Below are 20,544 nucleotides of genomic sequence, written 5' to 3' on the forward strand. Positions count from 1 at the left end.
ACATATTATCAATGAAAAAACTAAGTTTATTTTTAGTCACAATACTTCTTTTACTATCGTGCGAAACGAAACAGAAAGAAGTCGAGAAAAAACCACAAGAAAAAGAAGCTGCCATTGCTGATGTTTCTCCTGAAATGATGGAAAATGCGGTTATTTATGAAGCAAACATTCGTCAGTATTCGAAAGAAGGTTCTTTTGAAGCATTCACGAAAGATATTCCGCAACTAAAAGAATTAGGCGTAAAAGTAATTTGGCTAATGCCGATTTTCCCTATTTCCGAAACCAAACGTAAGGCAACTGGTGGTAAATTTGCTAGTGAGATTGAAGATGAAGAAGAACGCAAAAAATATTTAGGAAGTTATTATGCGGTTTCAGATTTTACAAAAATTAATCCTGAATTTGGAACGATTGAAGATTTTAGAAAATTAATTAAAACAGCACATGAAAACAATATCTATGTGATTTTGGATTGGGTTCCAAATCATACAGGTTGGGATCATACTTGGTTGAAAACAAATCCAGAATTCTATACTAAAAATGCGAAAGGTGAAATTACTGATCCGTTAAATGAAGATGGAATTCCAGTTGGCTGGGCAGACGTTGCCGATTTAAATTATGACAACCAAGAGTTGCGCAAAACCATGATTAAAGACATGCAATATTGGTTAGCTAAGGAAAATATAGATGGTTTTCGTTGTGATGTTGCTGGTTCAGTACCAACAGATTTTTGGGAAGAAGCAATTCCACAATTGCGCGCTACCAAAGATATTTTTATGCTAGCAGAAGCTTGGGAACCAGAATTATTGAAAGGTAGATTGTTCGACATGGCGTATGGTTGGGACACACATCACCGCATGAATCATATTGCAAAAGGAGAAGAAACAGTTGCAGATTGGGACAAACGTATGCAACAGATTGATTCTTTGTATGAAAATGATGATATTTTAATGAATTTTGTGACCAATCATGATGAAAATTCATGGAATGGAACTATTGAAGAACGTATGGGAGAAGGCGCAGCAGCATTTACTGCCTTGAGTTTTGTAGCGCCAGGAATGCCATTGATTTATTCAGGACAAGAATATGACATGAAACATCGTTTGAAATTCTTCGAAAAAGATAAAATTCCTAAAACAAAAGGTAAAATGTGGCCGTTATTAGCAAAATTAGGTGCATTAAAAAATACCAGTGTCGCTTTACACGGAGGAAAAAATGCAGCTTCATACACAAAACTTACTACAAGTAATACTGATGCTGTTTTAGCATTTAAACGTGAAAAAGACAACAAACAAGTTATATACATAGGTAATCTTTCCAAAGAAACGGTAACCACAACGATTGCTCTTACAGGAAGTTTTACAAATTATATGACTGGCGAAAAAGTTACTTACAAAGAAGGCGAAAATGTAACATTACAAGCTTGGCAATATATGATATTAATGCCTGAATAAAATAGTAAAGAAATTATTTGAAAAATTAAAAGACGTATAAAATTAAATTGATGTTTTTTAAGCATTCTTCAAACCGTTTCTTTTTTGATATTTTCGACTTTCAATGATCGAACTTTATTAAAAACAAAAAGAGCTTCTCTCCAGAAGCTCTTTTTTCTTACCAAAAATTGGTTATTCTTATTTGGGGTCTTAGGGTAATAAGGGAAATAATTTATAACCAATAAATTACTTTAACCATGAAAAAAAGTTAAGTCCAAATATAACACGACTATTTCATAAAACCCTATATATTAGACAATAACTGTTTATCCTTCGACGAATGTATCATTTTTGTAGATAAACGTATTTGTTAATGTCAAACTACTGTTAAATATTCTGACTTTATATGTCGTAAAAGTTAAGTTTTGACACTATGCTGTGACAACTATGACAGTATTAAGCTTTTCTGTTGCATTACGACTAATGCTGAAAAAAACAGCCATTTTATAAGTATCTTTGAGGCGTTTTTTAGAAGAAATCTTATTATGAAAAATAAAAATATACAAACCGCAACTATTGGTGGCGGTTGTTTTTGGTGTACAGAAGCTGTTTTTCAAGAAGTACGTGGTATAGAAACTATCGTTTCAGGATATACTGGCGGAACTGTTCCTGGAAAACCTACGTATAGAGAAATTTGTTCGGGACTTACAGGACATGCTGAAGTAATTCAGTTAACATTTGATGCTGATATTATTTCTTTTGAAGAGATTTTAGTAATTTTTATGGCAACACATGATCCTACCACTTTAAATAGACAAGGTGCTGACGTAGGAACGCAATATCGTTCTGTTATTTTTTATCACAATGAAACACAACAACAAATTGCAGTAGCTGTGGTAAAGCAACTTGCTGAATATTATGATGCACCAATTGTAACAGAAGTCTCAGCTGCAGAAACTTTCCATGAAGCAGAAGCAGAACATCAAGATTATTACCGTAGAAATACGCAACAAGGATATTGTAATTATGTGATTACACCAAAGTTGACAAAACTTCGTAAGCTATTTGCTGATAAACTCAAATAATTAATATTCATAAACTCAAGTAAAAATAACTTTACTTGAGTTTATGATGTTAAAATAATATATCACTTCGGAGGCTTGGGTCGTTTTTTAAGAGAATTAAATTTCCAATCAAAAGTAAGCATAAAGAAACGCTGTAATACTAAGCTTTGTGAATCCTGAATGAAATCAGTATTTACAATACGTCGTGTATCTATATTTTGATCGAGCAAATCATATACTCTAAGCGAAATACTCGCTCTGTCATCCAATAAACTGTATGAGAGTGCACTATTCCAAGACCAAGCATACTTATCAAAACCTGCCGCAATATTCGGATTATAAATATAACGAACCTTGTTTTCCCAAGTCAGCCGATCAGAAATTTGAACTTCTGTATACAGATTTAGTTCATGCGTAATGATTTCTTCATCAGTAAAACCATCAAGCGAATAATTGGTAAGTGAATAATTCCAAAGATAATTTGCATTAAAATCAAATGCCTTTTCCCATTCAAAATCAAAACCTAACGAAGGCATATAACTTACATTTTTTATGTCATAACGAACATCATTATTAAAATTGATCCGCTTGGCTGTACTCACGCTTCCATTAAAATTAATCCGCATGGCTCGAAGCTTGTCGAACTTTATATTCTTATACAGATTGAAATAACTGGAATAATTATAATTTCCATCTACATTGACATAGGTTGTTTCTCGTACTAAATCTTCATTGATTGTAAATTTTGAAACGACTCGATTATTGTCAAAGTCTGCTTTAAATTTGCTATACAATCCAAATCCTTTTTTAAAATTATTGGTCCTAAAATCGATATGAAAACTATATCTGTTTTGAGGTTTCAAATCTGGATTCCCTCGAATGATATTCAACGGATTGGACACATTGGTAAAAGTTTGCAATTGTGAGAGCGACGGAATCATATTACGCAATCGAATTCCTGTATTTATGATACTTCGTCTGTTGAATCGATATCGAAATCCTCCTGCATAGGTAAATATTTCAAATCGTCTTTTAATATCAAACTCGGGTCGCAATCGATCTTGATTTTGTAATGTTCGAAATGCATAATCGAAATTTAAAAACGCATGTATCTTTTTGTTTCTATAATTAAATTTCACACTAGGAATCGATGCATTGTTTCTATAAATAAAGTCAGAACTCAAATCAGTGTTAAACACCGAATATGCTTGCTGACTGATATCAAAATCAAAAATTGATTTATCACTTTCTTGCTTTTGAGAAAAGTTACTGTACTTAAAATCTATAAAAAATTTCTTTGCCAAAATGGGCAGTCGAAACGTAATTTTAGTATCAAATCTATTTGAAAAATTATCGGTATCCGTAAATTGATTTCTCAATACGTCATCTGTTGTTGTATTGAGAAATAGCAATTCTGACATTGTGAAATCATCACTTTCTAAATCGTTCGTAGCTTGATTTAAAGTTACTTTTATAAATGCACCTTTTCTTCCTATTTTTTTGGTGAGATTTAATGCATTTCTGAATTCTTTTTGGTTTTGGATTGTGTTGGAATTGACACTTGACGTATTGATCAATTCCTCAAATTCATCGAAGGTTTCTGAAGTACTTTGAAAGTTACTTTCGCCTGGCAAATAGATAAAATTAGAGACCAAATCAACATGAAATGTAGAATCAATCATCGCTTGATATTCTAAATCGACAACATGACTCCGATCTTCTGTAATTGATCGTGAACTCACATTGGAAAAATAGGGCGCTTCGGGGACAATGTATTCTGTAGACTGCAATCGTCTGTTTTCCAATTCGGAATCTGAATACACGTAATTTACCGATAATGAATTATTTTCACCATAGTCATCACCATAAGCAACTCCTACTCTTCTCGAGGTTCGAATTCCTTTTGTTCCAAAGCCTACATTGGGCGCATTGATATTATTTCCGTTTCCTATCAAACTAATGTTTCTATCGTTATTGAATTTATTATAATTTCCTGAAATGTCATAGCGATCGTTATCGCCAATTCCTGTTGAGAGTTTCCCAAAAGAACCTTTGTTGTTTTCTTCCTTAATCACCAAATTGATCGTTTTGGAATCACTATCACCAAGTTCTCCGGTAAAAGCTTCAGAATTCGTTTTGGAGTCAACGATTTGCAACTTTTCTATGATTTCTTTCGTTAAATTCTGAGTTGCCATTGTTGGATCGTTTGCAAAAAACGGCTTTCCATTTACCAATATTTTATCAACTCTTTTTCCGTTGACGGTAATATTTCCGTCAGCATCGACTTGCGCACCGGGCAGTTTTTTTATAAAATCTTCTACACTGGCATTCCGCTTGGTTTTAAACGAACCCGGATCAAACTCCAAAGTATCTTGTTTAATGGTGACGGGCGATTTTGACTCAATCATGACGACATCCAACATGGAACTGTTTTCCAAATAGATAGGTTTTAGATCTATTTTGGATTGGAGTGATATGTTTTTGGAATACGTTTTACTTCCTACATAGGATATAAAAAGTATTGCGTCTTTATGAACTGTTGTTCCACTCAAAGAAAATTCTCCTTTTTGATTGGATGTTGTATATTTTATCATCGATTTGTCTTTGCGATTTTGCAAATACACGGTTGCCGATTCTAGTGGAATACTATCCATAACGCCACTCACAGAGCCTTTAATCTCATATGATATACTTTGAGCAATTGCAGTTGTGGCGACGAGTAACAGGTATAGTATTAGAATACACCTTTTCATCTTATATGATTTTACATAGTTATATTGTTTTTTATTCTTGAATAGTTTTTAAGGATAAATTTGGCATACGAAGCCTTGAAAATGAGCGTTCGCTATTTTTTAAATTTGACCTAAATGCTATTTGTATAGTATTGTTCTTTAAAGAAAGAAGTGTTGTTCTTCTTTAGAAATTAGCCTGCAATGTTGTCTGACTAATTTGTATCTGTATTTTGATAAGACTGAATACACAAAATCTGAGATAAACGTTGGAATGATTTGTAAATAACTAAGGTATTTCCAAGAAGTTCCCAATTGTTTCATAATTTTAAAAATCGCAGTTGATTTTTTATAATATTGATGGTTTTCTACAACGATTATTGATGTTGTGTATTCTTTTATATTGAATTGATCAATAAGTTGTTGTCCATTTTTTGATTGTTGCGAAACAAATTTGAGTTTCTCTGAAGGTTTTCTGTCAAGAATAAATTGAATGTATTCATTACAAAAACCGCAACTTCCGTCGTACATTATGATTGTGTACTCTTTTAAAAGCTGATTCTCCATAGTGAGTCATTTTTAAGCTTCTAATGGTACTTGAGAAAGTACTTTTCTTCTTTTGAAACCTGTAAAATACTTTGACAAATTGAGTTCTGGCATTGGTTTCGTGATATAGAAAACGGTAATGTTCCAAAACATCATGAATGAAGCAAAGAAATATAAGTCTAAGAATAACCCAATTCCAACATGCATTGCTAACGTACTGTACAACCAAATTTTTCTAGTTTTTGGAATCCAGATAAAAATCGGGTACAAGGTTTCGAGCACCAAAACGCTCCAACCCATGATAACTAGTATATATGAGTTTTCTGCTAAGAATGAATAATCTACATTAAAAATACTATTGGCGCTCCATAAGTGTATCGATTTCCAAATTGCCTCTCCGTTCCACCAGGTTTCTCCCATAGCTTTAGAAATTCCTGCAAAAAAGTATACGATACAAACGTTGATTTGTAAGAGTCGCTTGAATAAGGTTACGTTGAGATTTTTTCTACTCCTATTTTTGAATATTAAATTATCTATGGAATGAAAATATCCAGAAGGAAAGATTACCAGGTAAAATAATGATGTTACTATAAAGCCATCTATTCCATATATATAAGTTCCTGTGTATATTGCTTTGTATAAAAGTAATGTAACTACTGCTGAAAAGCGTGTACATAGACCAAACATTAACGCTAAAAGGAAGAAAATAAATATTCCCAAAAAGCTGTTGGTTATAATAGTTTCGGAAATTCCATATCCTTCAAAAAATGTAACAATCTGTGTAAACGAGATCATTTGATCTGATAAGAGAAATTCACGAATATCATGCGGAATAATTCCTTGTTTTCCATAGAGTTTACTAAAGTCCAAAATAATACTTAGTAAGTGTATAAGGATAAAGACACTTGTTCCGATTCTGAAAAAGGCAATAAATGAGCCTTTTGTATTGTCTTCTTTATTGAAAAAGTCTTGAGATTTTGATTTTATTAATTGTAAAGTTTTCATGGTGATGATATTTTTTAAAATCTAAATGTGAAGCGTTCTAATAAGTAAAAACTTTCGGATTTACCATCTAAAGATTCTTGGATTTTTGTAGGTCTATGAATATAAATTTCAGAGATTACTTTAGATCCTGTTTCATAAGAATCATTGATGTTTTTTGCAATTTGATGCATCATAACTTCAAAGTATTTATCGTAAATTTCGTTTGGTTCTTTTAGCGTAATTCTTTGCATCATTGGAAATGTACAAAGGTTAAAACGAGCTTTACTTTCTTTTTGCTGTAAACTTACTGGAGATTCATGCTCTCCTAATAACTTACCGTTACAATCTAACACTGCAAAGGACATTACAAATTCACTACCGACGTTTGGAGAATAAAAACCATATCCTGAATCGGTTCCTGTGTAGTTGGCATAAGCGTTAAAAATAGGGCTGCCTGCTATGGCTTGCCCTATTTTTAATCCTTCTGTGTGTGGTCCATCTGGATCCGTTGTTGTGTAGTAATCTCTTATTAATCCATGTGAGTTAATAAATAATAAACACGCTAACTGGATTGTGACTAATGTAGCACACACATATGTATTTTTGAAAGGATTCATAGTTCTATATTTATATAGTTCTAGGATTATCTTCTCATGTAACGATACATCATTTCATTGATTTCACCTGTAGCTTGCTCAATAAGTTGAACATCTTCGTTATTGATTGCTTGATGAATAGAGCTTCCAGCGATTGTTTTTTCAGAGAATTTGTTTTCATCATGAGTTTTGTTTCTGTAGATCCAGATTCCACGTGCTGCAGTGTCTTCATTTAAACGATCGCTAATACTAATACGAGCTGTTAACTGATCTAATCTGTATGCGTCTTCTTCTCCAAAACTTACATTACTTAGTTGGAAGTTTCCGTCCGCTAATTGTCTTACTGACGATCTCTCGTTTGTGTTTGTTGTGAAAGAAAATAACATTAAGCTTAACATTGCTAATACTGGTAAAAAGATTTTAGTTTTCATAATTAAAGATTTAATAGTTTATAAATTTGTTTTTAATAATATTTGATTTAATACTTACTCTATTTTTTTAAAAGGCTTTTCAGTAATCGCCTTCATGATTGTTGCAACAGAATCACAATGCTAATTAACGATGCAATTATCACATTTTCAAATACTTAGAAATGTGATTTATAAATACAATCATGACATTTATAAATATCATGTTCGTCCATTTTTTTAATTTCCTTGTAAATACTAGCCTAATTGTGGCGCAATGCCCTAGTTTTATAAATTCATAGTGTAATAGGCTATTTTTTTGTTTTTGAAGAAAACGCTTAAAAGCCTTACAAAATAAGGGGATTTGAAGCTATTGATTTATAAATATCAGGTTGACAAAAAATAGAAAAATTGGCTTTTTGGTGATTTTCTGCGTATTTACAGTTTTGGAAGAAAAAAAGTGTTCAAAAGCAGTTGATTTTTATACTTTTTTGTTCTTTTTTGATAGAAAAAACAACATTAATAAATACTTTTTTAGTTGTTTTCTATTTTTTAGGTTTTAAAACCAAATATTGAAACTAGTTTTGTAGCATATCTTGTTCAATTCGTTTGTTTTACGTCCTAGTTCTTCGAAAAACTGTGAATATAACTGTGTTCTTTCTGGCGGAAGCTTATTTATTCAATAATTTAGAGAAGGTATTTTGAAAAAAGTACTCAGAAAGTTTCTGATGTATTGCCTTTTTCTCTGAAAACTTTGATTTTCATACTGCATGAATAATATTTTCACTTTTGATTGCTTTTGATTTCTTGAAAAAGTTGAATCCAAGCTGAGTTTCTTCTGGCGAAAGCCTACATATTGAATTATGTGAATAAATTTTATTAAAGAATTACGAAAAAAATCTACCTAAAAGACCTGGAGATCTGATTTGTAGGTGTTTATTTAATTGATTTTTGCCGTTTTATATGAAATTGCTATAAATTGAAAGTCGTATACGAAGCAAGAAACTTCAGAAAAGAGTTAAACTGAGTCTTTTTTTTGAAAAAGATCAATTACAATTGTATTCCCTTGATATTAAGCGCATTTCCTGAACATATTCTGTACAACAGTACAGTAATTTTCAAATATGCTCAGTATATGAAGTTGTTTTTATAGTATTGATGATTATGATTTAAATATTATCGTGGAAGAGATTATTGTTAGTAATTCCAAACTTTGATCGATCATTTGAAGGTTTTAAAAAAGATTATAATAATGTATTTAGCAATGCGCGTAGTCAAACGACTTTTTGGTAAGATCAAGAAGCATTGATCGGAAACATTAAAAATATTTAGATGCAAGCGCCGGAGCATTTAAATCTTGATTATGGAGTAAAAATTACCCAGAAAGTTTTTTAGTTAGTTATGAAACATAAAAAAAGAGTACTGAAATCAGTACTCTTTTCATCACCACTTTATTAAAACTCTAGTATCTGATACTAGATATAAACTATTACAATTCATAGTTATTTGTTTCTGTATATTGTATTTAAATATACTGGTGGCTTGTCACTTTAAAATTGACTTTTGATAATTTGTGGTTGTATCGCTGATGCGTGCTTCTTTTTTTGATTGTACCAATGACTATTTATTGTAAAATAGCCATTGGCAATGTAATCAAAATATAGAAGTCGTAATTACAACTGCGTTTGTTATGGTAGTAACTTCTTTGTAATTACAGTATTGTAGAGCTAACTACTTCCCTCAATACAACCTCTAATTTTTTTGACTTTTGTGAATTGTCTCTCACAAGCTAAATGTCATGATGTGATATTATTCGGTTTGATTTCATTGTTTCCTTCTTTTTTTTGGTTAAAATTATTGTGTTGGTTGTTTTGATTTCACATTGCTAAATAATGGCGTTATTTTCTATTTATCAAGTAGTTATTGTAAGCGTTTATAAATATCATGCTACGAATTTATAAATGCCATCTATGCAATTTTACGCAAATGCATTATAATCACTTGCTTTAAGTTAAAGTGTTATTATTCTTTCAAAAAATGCTATATTTATAGGCGTTTGTAACCATTTTATAGTGATATTTTGATTATTACAACAAAATTGTATCTATTGCCCTACAATTTTGGTTGTATTTTAAATATCAAAACTATTTTTAAAAGCAGTTTTTACATCCGATTCAAAAAAAATCAGAGAAAAAGTGAAAAATTATATTAGAAGTTTATCTTCTTTCTTGTCCTTACCTACAACTTTACACGACAGAAAGACTCCTATTTCCATAGTAATTGGTATTATTTTGACTGTTTTTTGTACAAACTCTGTGTTTGCACAACTGAGTTCTGGTACGTTTGAGGACATGAAGCAGGATTTTTATAATACGACAGAAAATCCAGAAAAAGCTTTTGAGATTGCTACCTCATATTTAGCAAAAGCGAAAGAAGCCAATGATGTTGCACAAATTGTAGCTGGTTATGAATTGTTAGTTTCTCATTATAGTCATACTAAAAAAGCTATTTCATATACAGATAGTATTATTCTTCTCACTAAAAATACAAAGCTAGAACACTATCCGGCGGAAGGTTATTTATTGAAAGGAATTCAGTTATATTATAATTCTAGGTATAATGATGCGTTGACAAATTTTGCAACAGCTAATGACATAGCGCTGACAAATAAGAATTTGAAACAGCAAATTTCTATTAAACATTATATAGGTTTACTTAAAAATGTAAGTGAAGAACGTGAAGAAGCGCTAAAGATTTTTCAAGAGAATATAGATTTTATCCACAAGAATAATTTTGAAGAAAAAGATTCAGAGCAGTATTTAAAGTCATTGTTTGCTTTGGCAAATTCTTATAATAAGATTCGCATTTTAGATTCTGCTGAAGTTGTAAACCAACGTGGAATTAAAGCTAGTTTAAAACATCCTAACCAATATTTGTATCCTTGGTTTTTAACTTCTTATGGAATTACTTCCTATTACAAGGAGAATTATACGGTAGCTATTGATAGTTTGTCAAAGGCTTCAAACTTTTTAAAGAAGAATGAAAAATCCTTATGCTCCAATTATTTATATATATATAGGTGTTTGGAGAAATTAGGAAAAAATGAAGAAGCCATTGATTATTTGTATAAAGTTGATTCTATTTATCAACAGAAGCCAAAGGTAATTTTTCAAGCTAGAGAAGCCTATGAGTTTTTGAATAAAGAGTTGAAAGCAGCTAAAAATCCAGAAAAACAATTGGCAGCTATAGAAAAGTTATTAGTTGTAGATGAAATTATTACGGAAGAATACCAAAATTTAGGAAAAGAGATTGTTCAAAAGTATGAAACACCTTTAATGATTTCTGAAAAGGAAGATTTATTGAATGAGAAAGAAGAATTGATCAATCAATTGAAAGACGAAAACTTTTGGTCACAAAAAATGGTGGCTGTACTGGTTATTATTTCTGTAATATTGCTCGTTATGATTTTTTACTTCTTCCGTAGAAACAAAATACAAAAGAAACGATTCAATGCTTTAATAGCTGAGTATGAACAAAAGAAAGTTCAGAAAGAAAAAGAAAAAACCGAAAAAGGAAATGTTCTAACTACAGAGAAAAATACGGTAACCACAAAACAAAAAGAAGATATTGGATTACCAAAAGAAGTTGTAGATGCTATTTTAGTAAAACTTGAAAAGTTTGAAGATACACATCGATTTACCAAAAAGAATTATACACAAACAAAACTTGCCAAAGAGTTAGATACAAATAGCACGTACTTGTCAAAAATTATAAATATGACTAAAGGTATGAACTTTGCCAAGTATATGAATGAACTCCGCATTGATTATGCTATTGAACAAATGAAAGAAAATAAAGTGTTCAGATCTTACACAATTAAGGCCATTGCCATAGAGGTTGGTTTTAATAATGCACAGTCATTTTCGATCGCTTTTCACAAAAAAACGGGCATAAATCCATCTTACTTCCTGAAACAGCTTGAAAATCAGAAAATAGAATCAACTATCTGATTTTCAGTATTTTATTTTTTAATTTTCATCGTGATATTTGTAAATCCCACTATACTTCATTAGAATTGGGTGTCGTTTTGATATACTTTTACATCGTAATCAAAACTAAATTTACATACTATGAAAACGACTAAAAGAAACTTCGGAAAATTAAGCTTATCAAAATTAAACATTGCAAAAGTAGGAGACATTAATAGTATATACGGAGGATCTCTTCCAAAAGAATCTGAGGACTGTAACACACACGATACATGTACTTACAATTGTGGAGGTGATACGATAGATACACAATAGAATTAGAAATTATATTTCTCTATATCGTAAGGTGCTATTTCGGATATCGTTCATATATCTTGATCTAGCATTTTACCATTTTAATAAAAACCCCTTACTCTTTTTACGAATGAAATACACGTTTATTCTTTATATATTCATCTCAATATTTTTAGTACAGTGTGCTACAAATGAAAATCATCCGCATATTGCAAATGAACAGCCTGTACAGGAAACGTATTTTTCAAAAACTATTGAAGATCCATATCAGTATTTAGAAAATTTAAAAGATCCTTCGGTACTTTCATGGCTTACTTCTCAAAATAACTACACACAAAAAGTACTTCAAGACATTTCAGGTCGTCAACAACTTGTAGAAAAGATTAAAAAGAATGACGAAATGCGCTCAGAAACTGTTTTTAATTTAAAAGTACTTTCGCCTGATGCATATTATTATATAAAGTATTCAAAAAACCATGAAGCCAATGTCTTATATTTTAGAGCAGGAATTGATGGAGAAGAAATAGCACTCTTCAATTCTGAAGAGTATAAGGCTGCTTCTAACAACACCTATATTATTAATTATTTTCAGCCGAGCTGGAATGGTAAAAAAATAGCAATTGGCTTTACGAAAAACGATGAAGAATTCTCGGAAGTCGTTATTTATGACGTAGCTAATAAAAGCTTTCACAAAGAAGTTATAGACCATTGTTGGCCATCTGAATTAGGTGGTATCAATTGGCTTGACGACAATTCTGGATTTACGTATCTACATATTCCTGATATTGATACAACATCTCCTAATTATATTTTAGACAGTGCCACCGTATTGTATCGTTTGGGAAATAACCCGAAAGATTTACATATTATTTTTTCTAGAAAAACACATCCGAAACTACACTTAAAACCTGCAGATTTTCCCATTGTAAATATTTTTGGAAAAGACCAAAAGTATATGTTTGGTAGAGTTGGCGGTATTGGTTTTAAAGATTATTATTATGCGCCTATAAGCGAATTAAAGAATGAACAAGTTACCTGGAAGCCATTATTTAAGAAGAAACATAAGGTAGAAAAGTTTCTTCCTCATAATGACGAAATTTATTTTTTGAGCGCACTAAAAGCTTCTAATTTTAGTCTGCATAAAACTAAGGTTAATCAACTAAATTTTGATACGCCAATTGAGGTAATTCCTGCCTCAAAAGATGAAATTTTAAAAGATTTTTCGATTACTTCTGATGGATTATTTTATACAAGTACTAAAAATGGCGTACTCGCGAGCTTGTATCACTTAAAAGATACTTCTATTGAGAAAATTATATTGCCTGAATCTTCTGGAAGTATTAGTTTATCAAATATTTCTACTAGTACTCCAGAATTATGGATTGAGATAGAAGGTTGGACAAGTCATAAAAATAGATATCGATATAACAGCGAAAAGAAAGCTTTTACGAAAGAAAACCCAACGCCAGTTGTCAATTATCCTGAATTGGAAGATATTGTCGTAAAAGAGATTGAAATTGCTTCTCATGACGGCACAAAGGTTCCTTTGTCAATCATTTATAAGAAAGGTATGCGAAAAAATGGCGAAAATCGCATGTTATTGAATGGTTATGGAAGTTATAATTGGATTAATGCACCTATGTTGTATCCATATTTGTTGTATTGGATTTCGGAAGGTGGCGTGTATGCGGTAGCTCATGTTCGTGGTGGCGGTGAAAAAGGAGAACAATGGCATAAAGAAGGCTATAAAACAACCAAACCAAATACATGGAAAGATTTTATTGCCTGTACCGAGTATTTAATTGATGAAGGATATACTTCTTCGGAACGATTTGCTGTTTGGGGCGGAAGTGCTGGCGGAATTAATATTGGTCGCGCAGTTACCGAACGACCAGATTTATATGCTGTAGCTGTTATTAGAGTTGGTTTACTGAATACACTGCGCTCAGAAATTGCGCCCAACGGACAGAATAATATTAAAGAGTTTGGAACGATTAAAGATTCTGTAGAGTTTGAAGCTTTATTAGAAATGGACGCGTATCATCATGTACAAAAAGGTACAAATTACCCAGCCATATTTTTAACTGCTGGAATTAATGACTCGAGAGTTGCTGCTTGGCAACCTGCGAAGTTTGCTGCGCGAATGCAAGCTGCTTCGAGTTCAAGTGCGCCTATTTTATTGTCTGTAAATTTTGATGAAGGTCATGGTTTTGATCGCTCACAGAAAAGCAAACGAGAAGAATTAGCTGATATTATTTCTTTTGCAATGTGGCAAACTGGAAGTGAGAAGTATCAGGTGAAGTAGGTGCTTGATCTGACAGGTGATGGGTCGCTTCGCTTTTTGTTTATTTGTATGTTCATGTATTTATTTTATTTCTAAAACATTATTATAGTATTAGATATAGAACAGAAATGTATAATGTTTTTATTGATTAAAATAAAAAACTCAAGATTGAATTCAATCCTGAGTTTTTAACACTTACACAGTTTATAGTATGATGTAGTACCTTTTTAAATTTTATTCATTAGGTAGCTCATAGAGAATACTATTATCATTCTTTTCCTCGTCTGTGTATGCACGAAAGCCGCCTCCTACTAAACAATCATGTTTTTCTGCCCATGAAATTATTATTTCTAAGAGTTCTGACGGAACATTTATGTCAAGCATTCCATCATCAGAATCATGATGTAAAGCAAATTCAAATCTCCATGCCTCTTGTATTTTTTTAGTTTCCTTTACTGATTTATTACTCATTTTATTTTATTTTTAAAAACCTACTTCTTTCATTATTAGGATTCAATAAACTACTGTACTAAAACAAAAAGTATTTTAATCTTGATTTTTTCAACTTATAAACAAAAAAGAGCGCTATTGCTAGCACTCTTTTTATGATGTATGTTTTTTCAAGAATCTTACATTCCTGTTACTTTGATATCGTCAATGTGGTATCTTGTTTCTGCTCCACCATCAGCACCTAAGTATTTGAATGCTACATGTACATCTCCATTTAAACAAGAGATATTTAATTCAGAAGTTACGAAGCTACCAAATCCGCCTCCACCAACTGGAATGTTTGCGTTAAGCAATGTCCACTCAGTTGTTGTTGGATCACCTGTATAGTTTTCAGTAATGAATGCTTCTAATATAGTTCCTGTTTCGAAGTTAGCAGAGATTTCAAAAGATAACTCTTCTTGAGTTGTTGAGTCTAAGTTAATTGCTGGTGTTACTAACCAAGCTTCTAATGGGCTTTCTCCTGTTCCGAAAGCAGAAATCTTCATGTATCTGTCTCCACTGAAAGAACTATCTTCATAACGCTCAGAACCTCCTGAAACGTTTACGTTTGTCCATCCTAAAACGTCTAATTGAGCTTCATTAGTGATTGATTGGAAGTCTTCTTCAAATACAGTCATTGCAGTAGAAACTGGTCCAGTACAATCTAATACATCTGGATCACAACGTACAGTTTCTGTAAAGTTAACATCTGCTAAAGTATTTATTACTAAAACATTTGCATCATCACCGAAGTCTCTTGTGAAAACTCCTTGAATTGATCCTTTTCTTTCATCAATTGTTAATGATTTGAAATCAGCGAATGTACTTGTTTGTAATGCAATAATTCCACCATCAACACATTCTTCAATGTTTCTGAATCCGTCAAAGCTATCAGAAGCTTCACCAGCATATGTTAATCCGATATTGCTTAAGCTAAACTGTACATCATTTAATTGAATTAATGTGTTTTCGTCAGCTTCTGTCAATTCACCAACTGTTGTTGATTTTGGTGTAATGTCTTCTACTTCAGTACCACGAACTACGAAGTTATCTAATTCAAATGGTTGAATTTGATCGATATCGTTTCCGTTTGGTTTTCCAATAGCATATACTCCATTTTCAACTCCGATCGCTAAACCGTTCATTTTGATATATACTTTTCTACCAAATCCATATCTTTGGAATAATCCAGATTGGTTGATGTCTACACGGAATCCTAATCTTGGATCAGACGCATCATCAGATCCGTCTACTTTGTTTTGAATTACGATTTCTTCGAAGAAGTTTCCAGCTTGGTCACTAGATATTACATATCCTTCAATGATAACTTCTGCTTCATCAAGTGCAATTTCTGCAATGTCATCTCCACTTGCTACAGCTTGTTGGTATCTTGCTACCATGTTTTGGAAAGTAGCGTTTGCAGTTAATCCTGGATCAACAGTAGTTGTTCCGTTAGGAATTGCAAATTCATCGTCTTGAACACAAGAAGTAATAACTAGTCCTAGAGTTCCGAAGGCAGCTATTAAACTAAAAATTTTATTTGCTTTCATCTGTTTATTTTTATGTTTTTATCTGGTCAAATGGAACATCCTAAAAAATCATTCTTTACTTTGATTGAAATTTTATGAATGGATGTTTCATTTGTTCGATTTTATTTTTTGTGCACAACTATAAAGTTACGCAATCTTTTGTTTTGTTTAGAATCTAAAATATAAGTTTAAGAAATAAGTTCTTCCTCTACCGTACCAGTATCTGTTACCAAATACTCTTGTATTTAATGCCGAATCATCTCTTAATTCTCTGAAGTTTGCATTTCTTCCTTGCTCAAATCCTCCAGTTCTGTATTCTTTGTCGAAAACGTTACTGATACTTGCAAAGAAACCAACATAATAATCTCCTAATTTCCATGATTTTCCACCTACAAGGTTTACAAGCATGTAATCATCAAATTGTTCTTGTCTTAATAATTCACGTGCCAATTCTGGATCGTAATCATTGAAAACTTGTCCATCAAAATCTGTGTAGAAGTTACTACTTCTTTGTAATGGGCTAATGTCGATATATGCATTAGAGAAGAAGTTTGCTGTAGCTCCAAACCACCAGTAATCTGGATCTCTGTATTCAAATCCTGCAGAGAATGCTCTTTGTGGTCCACCTGCAACTCTGTAATCTTTTAATGTAGATTTTCCTAAGTATTGTGTTTCCTCAAAATCTTCTGAAGATAAGTATAAGTCAGGATTGTTGTCATATGTAAACTGTCCTAAAGATGCTACACCTTTTAATTTGATTGTAGATGTTGCTTGTACTTCTACTCCTAATTCTCCTCCAATGTGTCTTTTGTCTACACCTTGTAAGATTTCTTGAACGAATGCTTGGTTGTCTCCACCAATTCCATCTGCAAAGAAGAATGAGATTTCATTCGCATCTTCCATCTTTGTATAGTAACCCGTTAATCTAGCTTTTACGATTGGAGATCTGAAGATATAACTTGCATCAAAAGAAGTAATTTTTTCTTCTGTGATGTTTGGTACGATATCATGATTCTCTCTAGAGTTAGAGTATGTGTTACGAATTGACGGTGCTTTTGTAAGATATGCTCCGTGGAAATCGAATAAGTGACGTCCTGTAAGCTTATATGTTAAACCAGCTTTTGCTCCGATTCCTGTGAAAGAAAGTTTTTCACCTTCTCCAAATGAGTTATTTGCGAAACCGCCGTTTCTGTATAATCCTGTACGTTGGTATGTTGTATTTTTAACGCTACCTGCTACGAAGAAATCTACTTTTTTGTATTTGAACTGTGCTTGTGCAAATCCTCCAATTGTATTAGATTGGATTTCGAAATTGTAACGGAAACGATCTCCTTCTACAACCAATCTGTTTGGATTGTTTAAGTCGTTTTGTACACTTCCAGGATTGTTTACTAAATCATCAGCAAAGTTATCAACATCTAAATAAGCACGTCCACCTAATAAATCTGTTATTTCTGCAAAGTTCTCAGATAGTAATGAAGTAAATGTTGCTCCTGCGTTTACAGTGATATTATCATTAATAGCAGTGTTTAAGATTGTATTTGCTGTTAACTGCTTATCATCAGATCTATCTTCGTATACAATATTGACAGCATTTCCACCTGCTACCAATCTGTCTTGATTTACTCTGTATAATTCAGCCCAGTCAATTTGTCCACCATTTACAAAAGCTTCTCTTGCTCCAAATTCTAATGCTGGATTTTCAGGATTGTTTCTTGCAAAGAAACTTGGTAATTTTTGGTAGTACGTAGGACTCACGTTAACACCGCTTCCAATAGGGAAACCGCTTTCATCTAAATCAGTTCCTCCAAAGTCAATACGACTTCTTCCTTGCTCACCAAATTGATAGGCAACATTTGTATTTAATGTTGTTTTCTCAGAAATATCCCAATAGTGGTTTAACATTAAGATTGGCTCTACTACTCTACGTACTCTTGAGTTACGTTTTTCACCATCTTGGTATCCCCAAAAATCGTTGTATCTGATTCCTTTTAAATCAAAAACTTCTTGCGTATTTGCAGAAGATTGACCTCTTCTGTTCGGTGCATAAATTCCTGTAAAGTTAAGACTATGCTTGTCGTTTAATTTCTTTTCAACTGAAACGAATAAAGAATTTGCGTCGTAGAAAGTACCGTCGTTAAAACCTTCATCTCCCCATCTTCTTCCTGCCGAAATTGTATACGCCCATCCACTTTCTAGTAAACCAGAAGAATATGATGCCATAATTCTATTGGTATAACTTCTATCAGATGAAGAGTATGTTACTCTACCACCTTGTCTATACTGAGAAGCTCTAGTGTTAATGTTTGTTGTTCCTAAAATACCACCAAATGTATAATCTGAAGCGCTTAAACCGTTTGTAAGTTCTTGATTTCTTACTACGTCATTTAATCCTCCCCAGTTACTCCATTGTGGTCTTCCATTGAACTGTTTGTTCATTTCAATACCATTAATAAGTACTGTTCCATTCTCAGAATCTAATCCTCTTACTCTAAAGAAAGTAGATCCGAATTCAAAAGCTGCAGTTCTTAAGAATATATCTCTTGAAGACTGTAATAGTCCAGAGATATTATCTGCTGCTGTTGAATCATCATTTAATTCATCATCAGTCAATGATATAAGGGTAACATCTTCCTGAATGAATCTTTTTAACAAAATTGTTCCTAGATCAATTGCTTGACCATCTGTAACGGTAACTGGCATTCTTAATATTGAATAGCCATCTTTAGTGAATACGATATCCACTTCGCCCGCTGCAACATTTGTTAACTTAAAGATTCCAGATGCATCTGTAGCAGCTTCTTGTTTACTGCCTGCAACTGAAACCAAAACATTTTGAATTGCATCATCTGTGTTGGCATCAATTACCATCCCTGTAATTGAGTTTTGTCCGCTGACAAACCAAACCGAAAGCAATCCAAATAAAAAAATAAGTTTTTTCATACTGTAATTTGCAATTAATTATTATTCGAGTTTAAAAAATCTTTAATAACGACGGGCAAATGTACATTATTTATAATTAATAACTACTTTTGGTCTATCTTTTGCATAGATTATTTAAGATAACATAACATTTAATAAATGAAAAACCTTAAATCCCTAGTATTACTGGCTTTTTTATTAGTTTTCACCCACACATGGGCGCAGAAAAAAAAGCAGTATAAGGTACAAACGATTGCATTTTATAATGTAGAAAACTTGTTTGATACTATTAATGACCCACTGAAAGATGACGAGAAGAGTCCAATTATGGAAATTCAAGGTGATCGTTCTAAGATTTATGAAGACAAAATTTCAAAGCTTGCACGCGTTATTTCCGATATTGGCTATGATGTTTCTAAAACAACACCCGCTATTTTAGGAGTCGCTGAAATTGAAAATAAGAAAGTTTTGGAAGATTTGATCAATGACCCAAGGCTGAAAGACTCTGATTATGGTATTATCCATTTTGATTCTCCTGACAAACGTGGAATTGACGTTGGTTTACTGTATAAACAAGGTGTTTTTCAACCACATAGTTTCTCAAAACATCCATTGTATATTTATGATGGAGACCGACGTATTTACACAAGAGACCAATTGTTAGTTTCAGGTGTATTGGACGGAGAAGAAGTCCATATTATTGTAAATCACTGGCCATCACGTAGAGGTGGAGAAGCGAGAAGTAGACCAAAACGTGTAAAAGCTGCTGAATTGAATATGCATATTATTGATTCACTACAGGATATTGATAGGAAAGCTAAGATTTTTACCATGGGCGATTTGAACGATGATCCTTTTAATGTAAGTATGAAAGAAGTACTTAAAACGAAGGATAAACGTGAAGATGCTAAAGGAAAAGATTTATTTAATCCGATGGAAGGAATGGCAAGAAACGGAAACGGAACATTAGCCTATAGAGACGGATGGAACTTGTTTGATCAAATTGTGTTTACAGCGCCTTTGTTGAAGAAAGATTTTTCAGAGTATCGCTATTATAAAGCAGGAATTTATAATAAAACATATTTATCAAATAAACGTGGACGTTATAAAGGTTATCCTTTTAGAAGTTTTGCTGGCGGAAGTTATACAGGTGGTTATAGTGATCATTTTCCTGTGTATGTACATTTGATTAAAGAAGTGAAATAATTCATCAATGTAACAATTTGAAAATGTACTAATTTGAAAATTGTGATATAAAAAAATCCTTATCGTAACTGATAA

General features: G+C 32.3%; 14 protein-coding genes. 6 read left to right on the forward strand and 8 right to left on the reverse strand.

The window, feature by feature from the left end:
• Positions 1-11 precede the first annotated feature (11 nt).
• Positions 12-1,451 (forward strand): alpha-amylase family glycosyl hydrolase, encoded by a 1,440-nt coding sequence (locus ACOQOS_RS13130; RefSeq protein WP_420570922.1) that lies wholly within the window; start codon positions 12-14, stop codon positions 1,449-1,451.
• Positions 1,452-1,975: 524 nt separating this feature from the next.
• Complete coding sequence (msrA, locus tag ACOQOS_RS13135; RefSeq protein ID WP_420570923.1) at positions 1,976-2,515, forward strand: peptide-methionine (S)-S-oxide reductase MsrA; 540 nt, start codon at positions 1,976-1,978, stop codon at positions 2,513-2,515.
• A 62-nt stretch (positions 2,516-2,577) separates the two neighbouring features.
• Here msrA and ACOQOS_RS13140 read toward each other — a convergent pair whose 3' ends face one another.
• The 5 genes from ACOQOS_RS13140 to ACOQOS_RS13160 form a co-directional block, all read right to left on the reverse strand.
• Positions 2,578-5,247, reverse strand: a complete 2,670-nt coding sequence (locus ACOQOS_RS13140; protein ID WP_420570924.1) for an outer membrane beta-barrel protein — start codon at positions 5,245-5,247, stop codon at positions 2,578-2,580.
• Between the two features lie 138 nt (positions 5,248-5,385).
• Complete coding sequence (locus tag ACOQOS_RS13145) at positions 5,386-5,790, reverse strand: thiol-disulfide oxidoreductase DCC family protein (RefSeq protein ID WP_420570925.1); 405 nt, start codon at positions 5,788-5,790, stop codon at positions 5,386-5,388.
• Between the two features lie 12 nt (positions 5,791-5,802).
• On the reverse strand, positions 5,803-6,774 hold the full coding sequence (locus ACOQOS_RS13150) for an HTTM domain-containing protein (protein WP_420570926.1): 972 nt from the start codon (positions 6,772-6,774) through the stop codon (positions 5,803-5,805).
• A gap of 14 nt (positions 6,775-6,788) precedes the next feature.
• The gene (locus ACOQOS_RS13155) at positions 6,789-7,370 is read right to left on the reverse strand and encodes a hypothetical protein (protein ID WP_420570927.1); all 582 of its coding nucleotides are present in this window, start codon (positions 7,368-7,370) and stop codon (positions 6,789-6,791) included.
• Positions 7,371-7,396: 26 nt separating this feature from the next.
• Positions 7,397-7,780 (reverse strand): hypothetical protein, encoded by a 384-nt coding sequence (locus tag ACOQOS_RS13160; protein ID WP_420570928.1) that lies wholly within the window; start codon positions 7,778-7,780, stop codon positions 7,397-7,399.
• A gap of 2,171 nt (positions 7,781-9,951) precedes the next feature.
• On the opposite strand from ACOQOS_RS13160, the gene ACOQOS_RS13165 reads away from it, so the two are divergent.
• From ACOQOS_RS13165 to ACOQOS_RS13175, 3 genes are all read left to right on the forward strand, one after another.
• Positions 9,952-11,766, forward strand: a complete 1,815-nt coding sequence (locus ACOQOS_RS13165) for a helix-turn-helix domain-containing protein (RefSeq protein ID WP_420570929.1) — start codon at positions 9,952-9,954, stop codon at positions 11,764-11,766.
• A gap of 120 nt (positions 11,767-11,886) precedes the next feature.
• A complete protein-coding gene (locus ACOQOS_RS13170) occupies positions 11,887-12,060 on the forward strand; it encodes a hypothetical protein (protein ID WP_420570930.1) in 174 nt (57 codons plus the stop codon).
• A gap of 109 nt (positions 12,061-12,169) precedes the next feature.
• On the forward strand, positions 12,170-14,344 hold the full coding sequence (locus tag ACOQOS_RS13175) for a prolyl oligopeptidase family serine peptidase (protein WP_420570931.1): 2,175 nt from the start codon (positions 12,170-12,172) through the stop codon (positions 14,342-14,344).
• Positions 14,345-14,557: 213 nt separating this feature from the next.
• Here the strand turns inward: ACOQOS_RS13175 and ACOQOS_RS13180 are convergent, their stop codons facing one another.
• The 3 genes from ACOQOS_RS13180 to ACOQOS_RS13190 form a co-directional block, all read right to left on the reverse strand.
• On the reverse strand, positions 14,558-14,794 hold the full coding sequence (locus ACOQOS_RS13180) for a hypothetical protein (RefSeq protein WP_420570932.1): 237 nt from the start codon (positions 14,792-14,794) through the stop codon (positions 14,558-14,560).
• A gap of 158 nt (positions 14,795-14,952) precedes the next feature.
• Positions 14,953-16,362, reverse strand: a complete 1,410-nt coding sequence (locus ACOQOS_RS13185; RefSeq protein ID WP_420570933.1) for a DUF5689 domain-containing protein — start codon at positions 16,360-16,362, stop codon at positions 14,953-14,955.
• 147 nt (positions 16,363-16,509) lie between these two features.
• A complete protein-coding gene (locus tag ACOQOS_RS13190; protein ID WP_420570934.1) occupies positions 16,510-19,284 on the reverse strand; it encodes a carboxypeptidase-like regulatory domain-containing protein in 2,775 nt (924 codons plus the stop codon).
• A gap of 138 nt (positions 19,285-19,422) precedes the next feature.
• On the opposite strand from ACOQOS_RS13190, the gene ACOQOS_RS13195 reads away from it, so the two are divergent.
• On the forward strand, positions 19,423-20,469 hold the full coding sequence (locus ACOQOS_RS13195; protein ID WP_420570935.1) for an endonuclease/exonuclease/phosphatase family protein: 1,047 nt from the start codon (positions 19,423-19,425) through the stop codon (positions 20,467-20,469).
• Positions 20,470-20,544 lie beyond the last annotated feature (75 nt).

It is taken from the genome of Kordia sp. (assembly GCF_965224175.1).
In the GTDB taxonomy this organism is placed as follows: domain Bacteria; phylum Bacteroidota; class Bacteroidia; order Flavobacteriales; family Flavobacteriaceae; genus Kordia.

Bases quoted from the DNA above. Each gene is read 5' to 3' on its own strand.
- ACOQOS_RS13130 (WP_420570922.1), top strand. From the start codon at position 12: ATGAAAAAACTAAGTTTATTTTTAGTCACAATACTTCTTTTACTATCG.
- msrA (WP_420570923.1), top strand. From the start codon at position 1,976: ATGAAAAATAAAAATATACAAACCGCAACTATTGGTGGCGGTTGTTTT.
- ACOQOS_RS13140 (WP_420570924.1), bottom strand. From the start codon at position 5,247: ATGAAAAGGTGTATTCTAATACTATACCTGTTACTCGTCGCCACAACT.
- ACOQOS_RS13145 (WP_420570925.1), bottom strand. From the start codon at position 5,790: ATGGAGAATCAGCTTTTAAAAGAGTACACAATCATAATGTACGACGGA.
- ACOQOS_RS13150 (WP_420570926.1), bottom strand. From the start codon at position 6,774: ATGAAAACTTTACAATTAATAAAATCAAAATCTCAAGACTTTTTCAAT.
- ACOQOS_RS13155 (WP_420570927.1), bottom strand. From the start codon at position 7,370: ATGAATCCTTTCAAAAATACATATGTGTGTGCTACATTAGTCACAATC.
- ACOQOS_RS13160 (WP_420570928.1), bottom strand. From the start codon at position 7,780: ATGAAAACTAAAATCTTTTTACCAGTATTAGCAATGTTAAGCTTAATG.
- ACOQOS_RS13170 (WP_420570930.1), top strand. From the start codon at position 11,887: ATGAAAACGACTAAAAGAAACTTCGGAAAATTAAGCTTATCAAAATTA.
- ACOQOS_RS13175 (WP_420570931.1), top strand. From the start codon at position 12,170: ATGAAATACACGTTTATTCTTTATATATTCATCTCAATATTTTTAGTA.
- ACOQOS_RS13180 (WP_420570932.1), bottom strand. From the start codon at position 14,794: ATGAGTAATAAATCAGTAAAGGAAACTAAAAAAATACAAGAGGCATGG.
- ACOQOS_RS13185 (WP_420570933.1), bottom strand. From the start codon at position 16,362: ATGAAAGCAAATAAAATTTTTAGTTTAATAGCTGCCTTCGGAACTCTA.
- ACOQOS_RS13190 (WP_420570934.1), bottom strand. From the start codon at position 19,284: ATGAAAAAACTTATTTTTTTATTTGGATTGCTTTCGGTTTGGTTTGTC.
- ACOQOS_RS13195 (WP_420570935.1), top strand. From the start codon at position 19,423: ATGAAAAACCTTAAATCCCTAGTATTACTGGCTTTTTTATTAGTTTTC.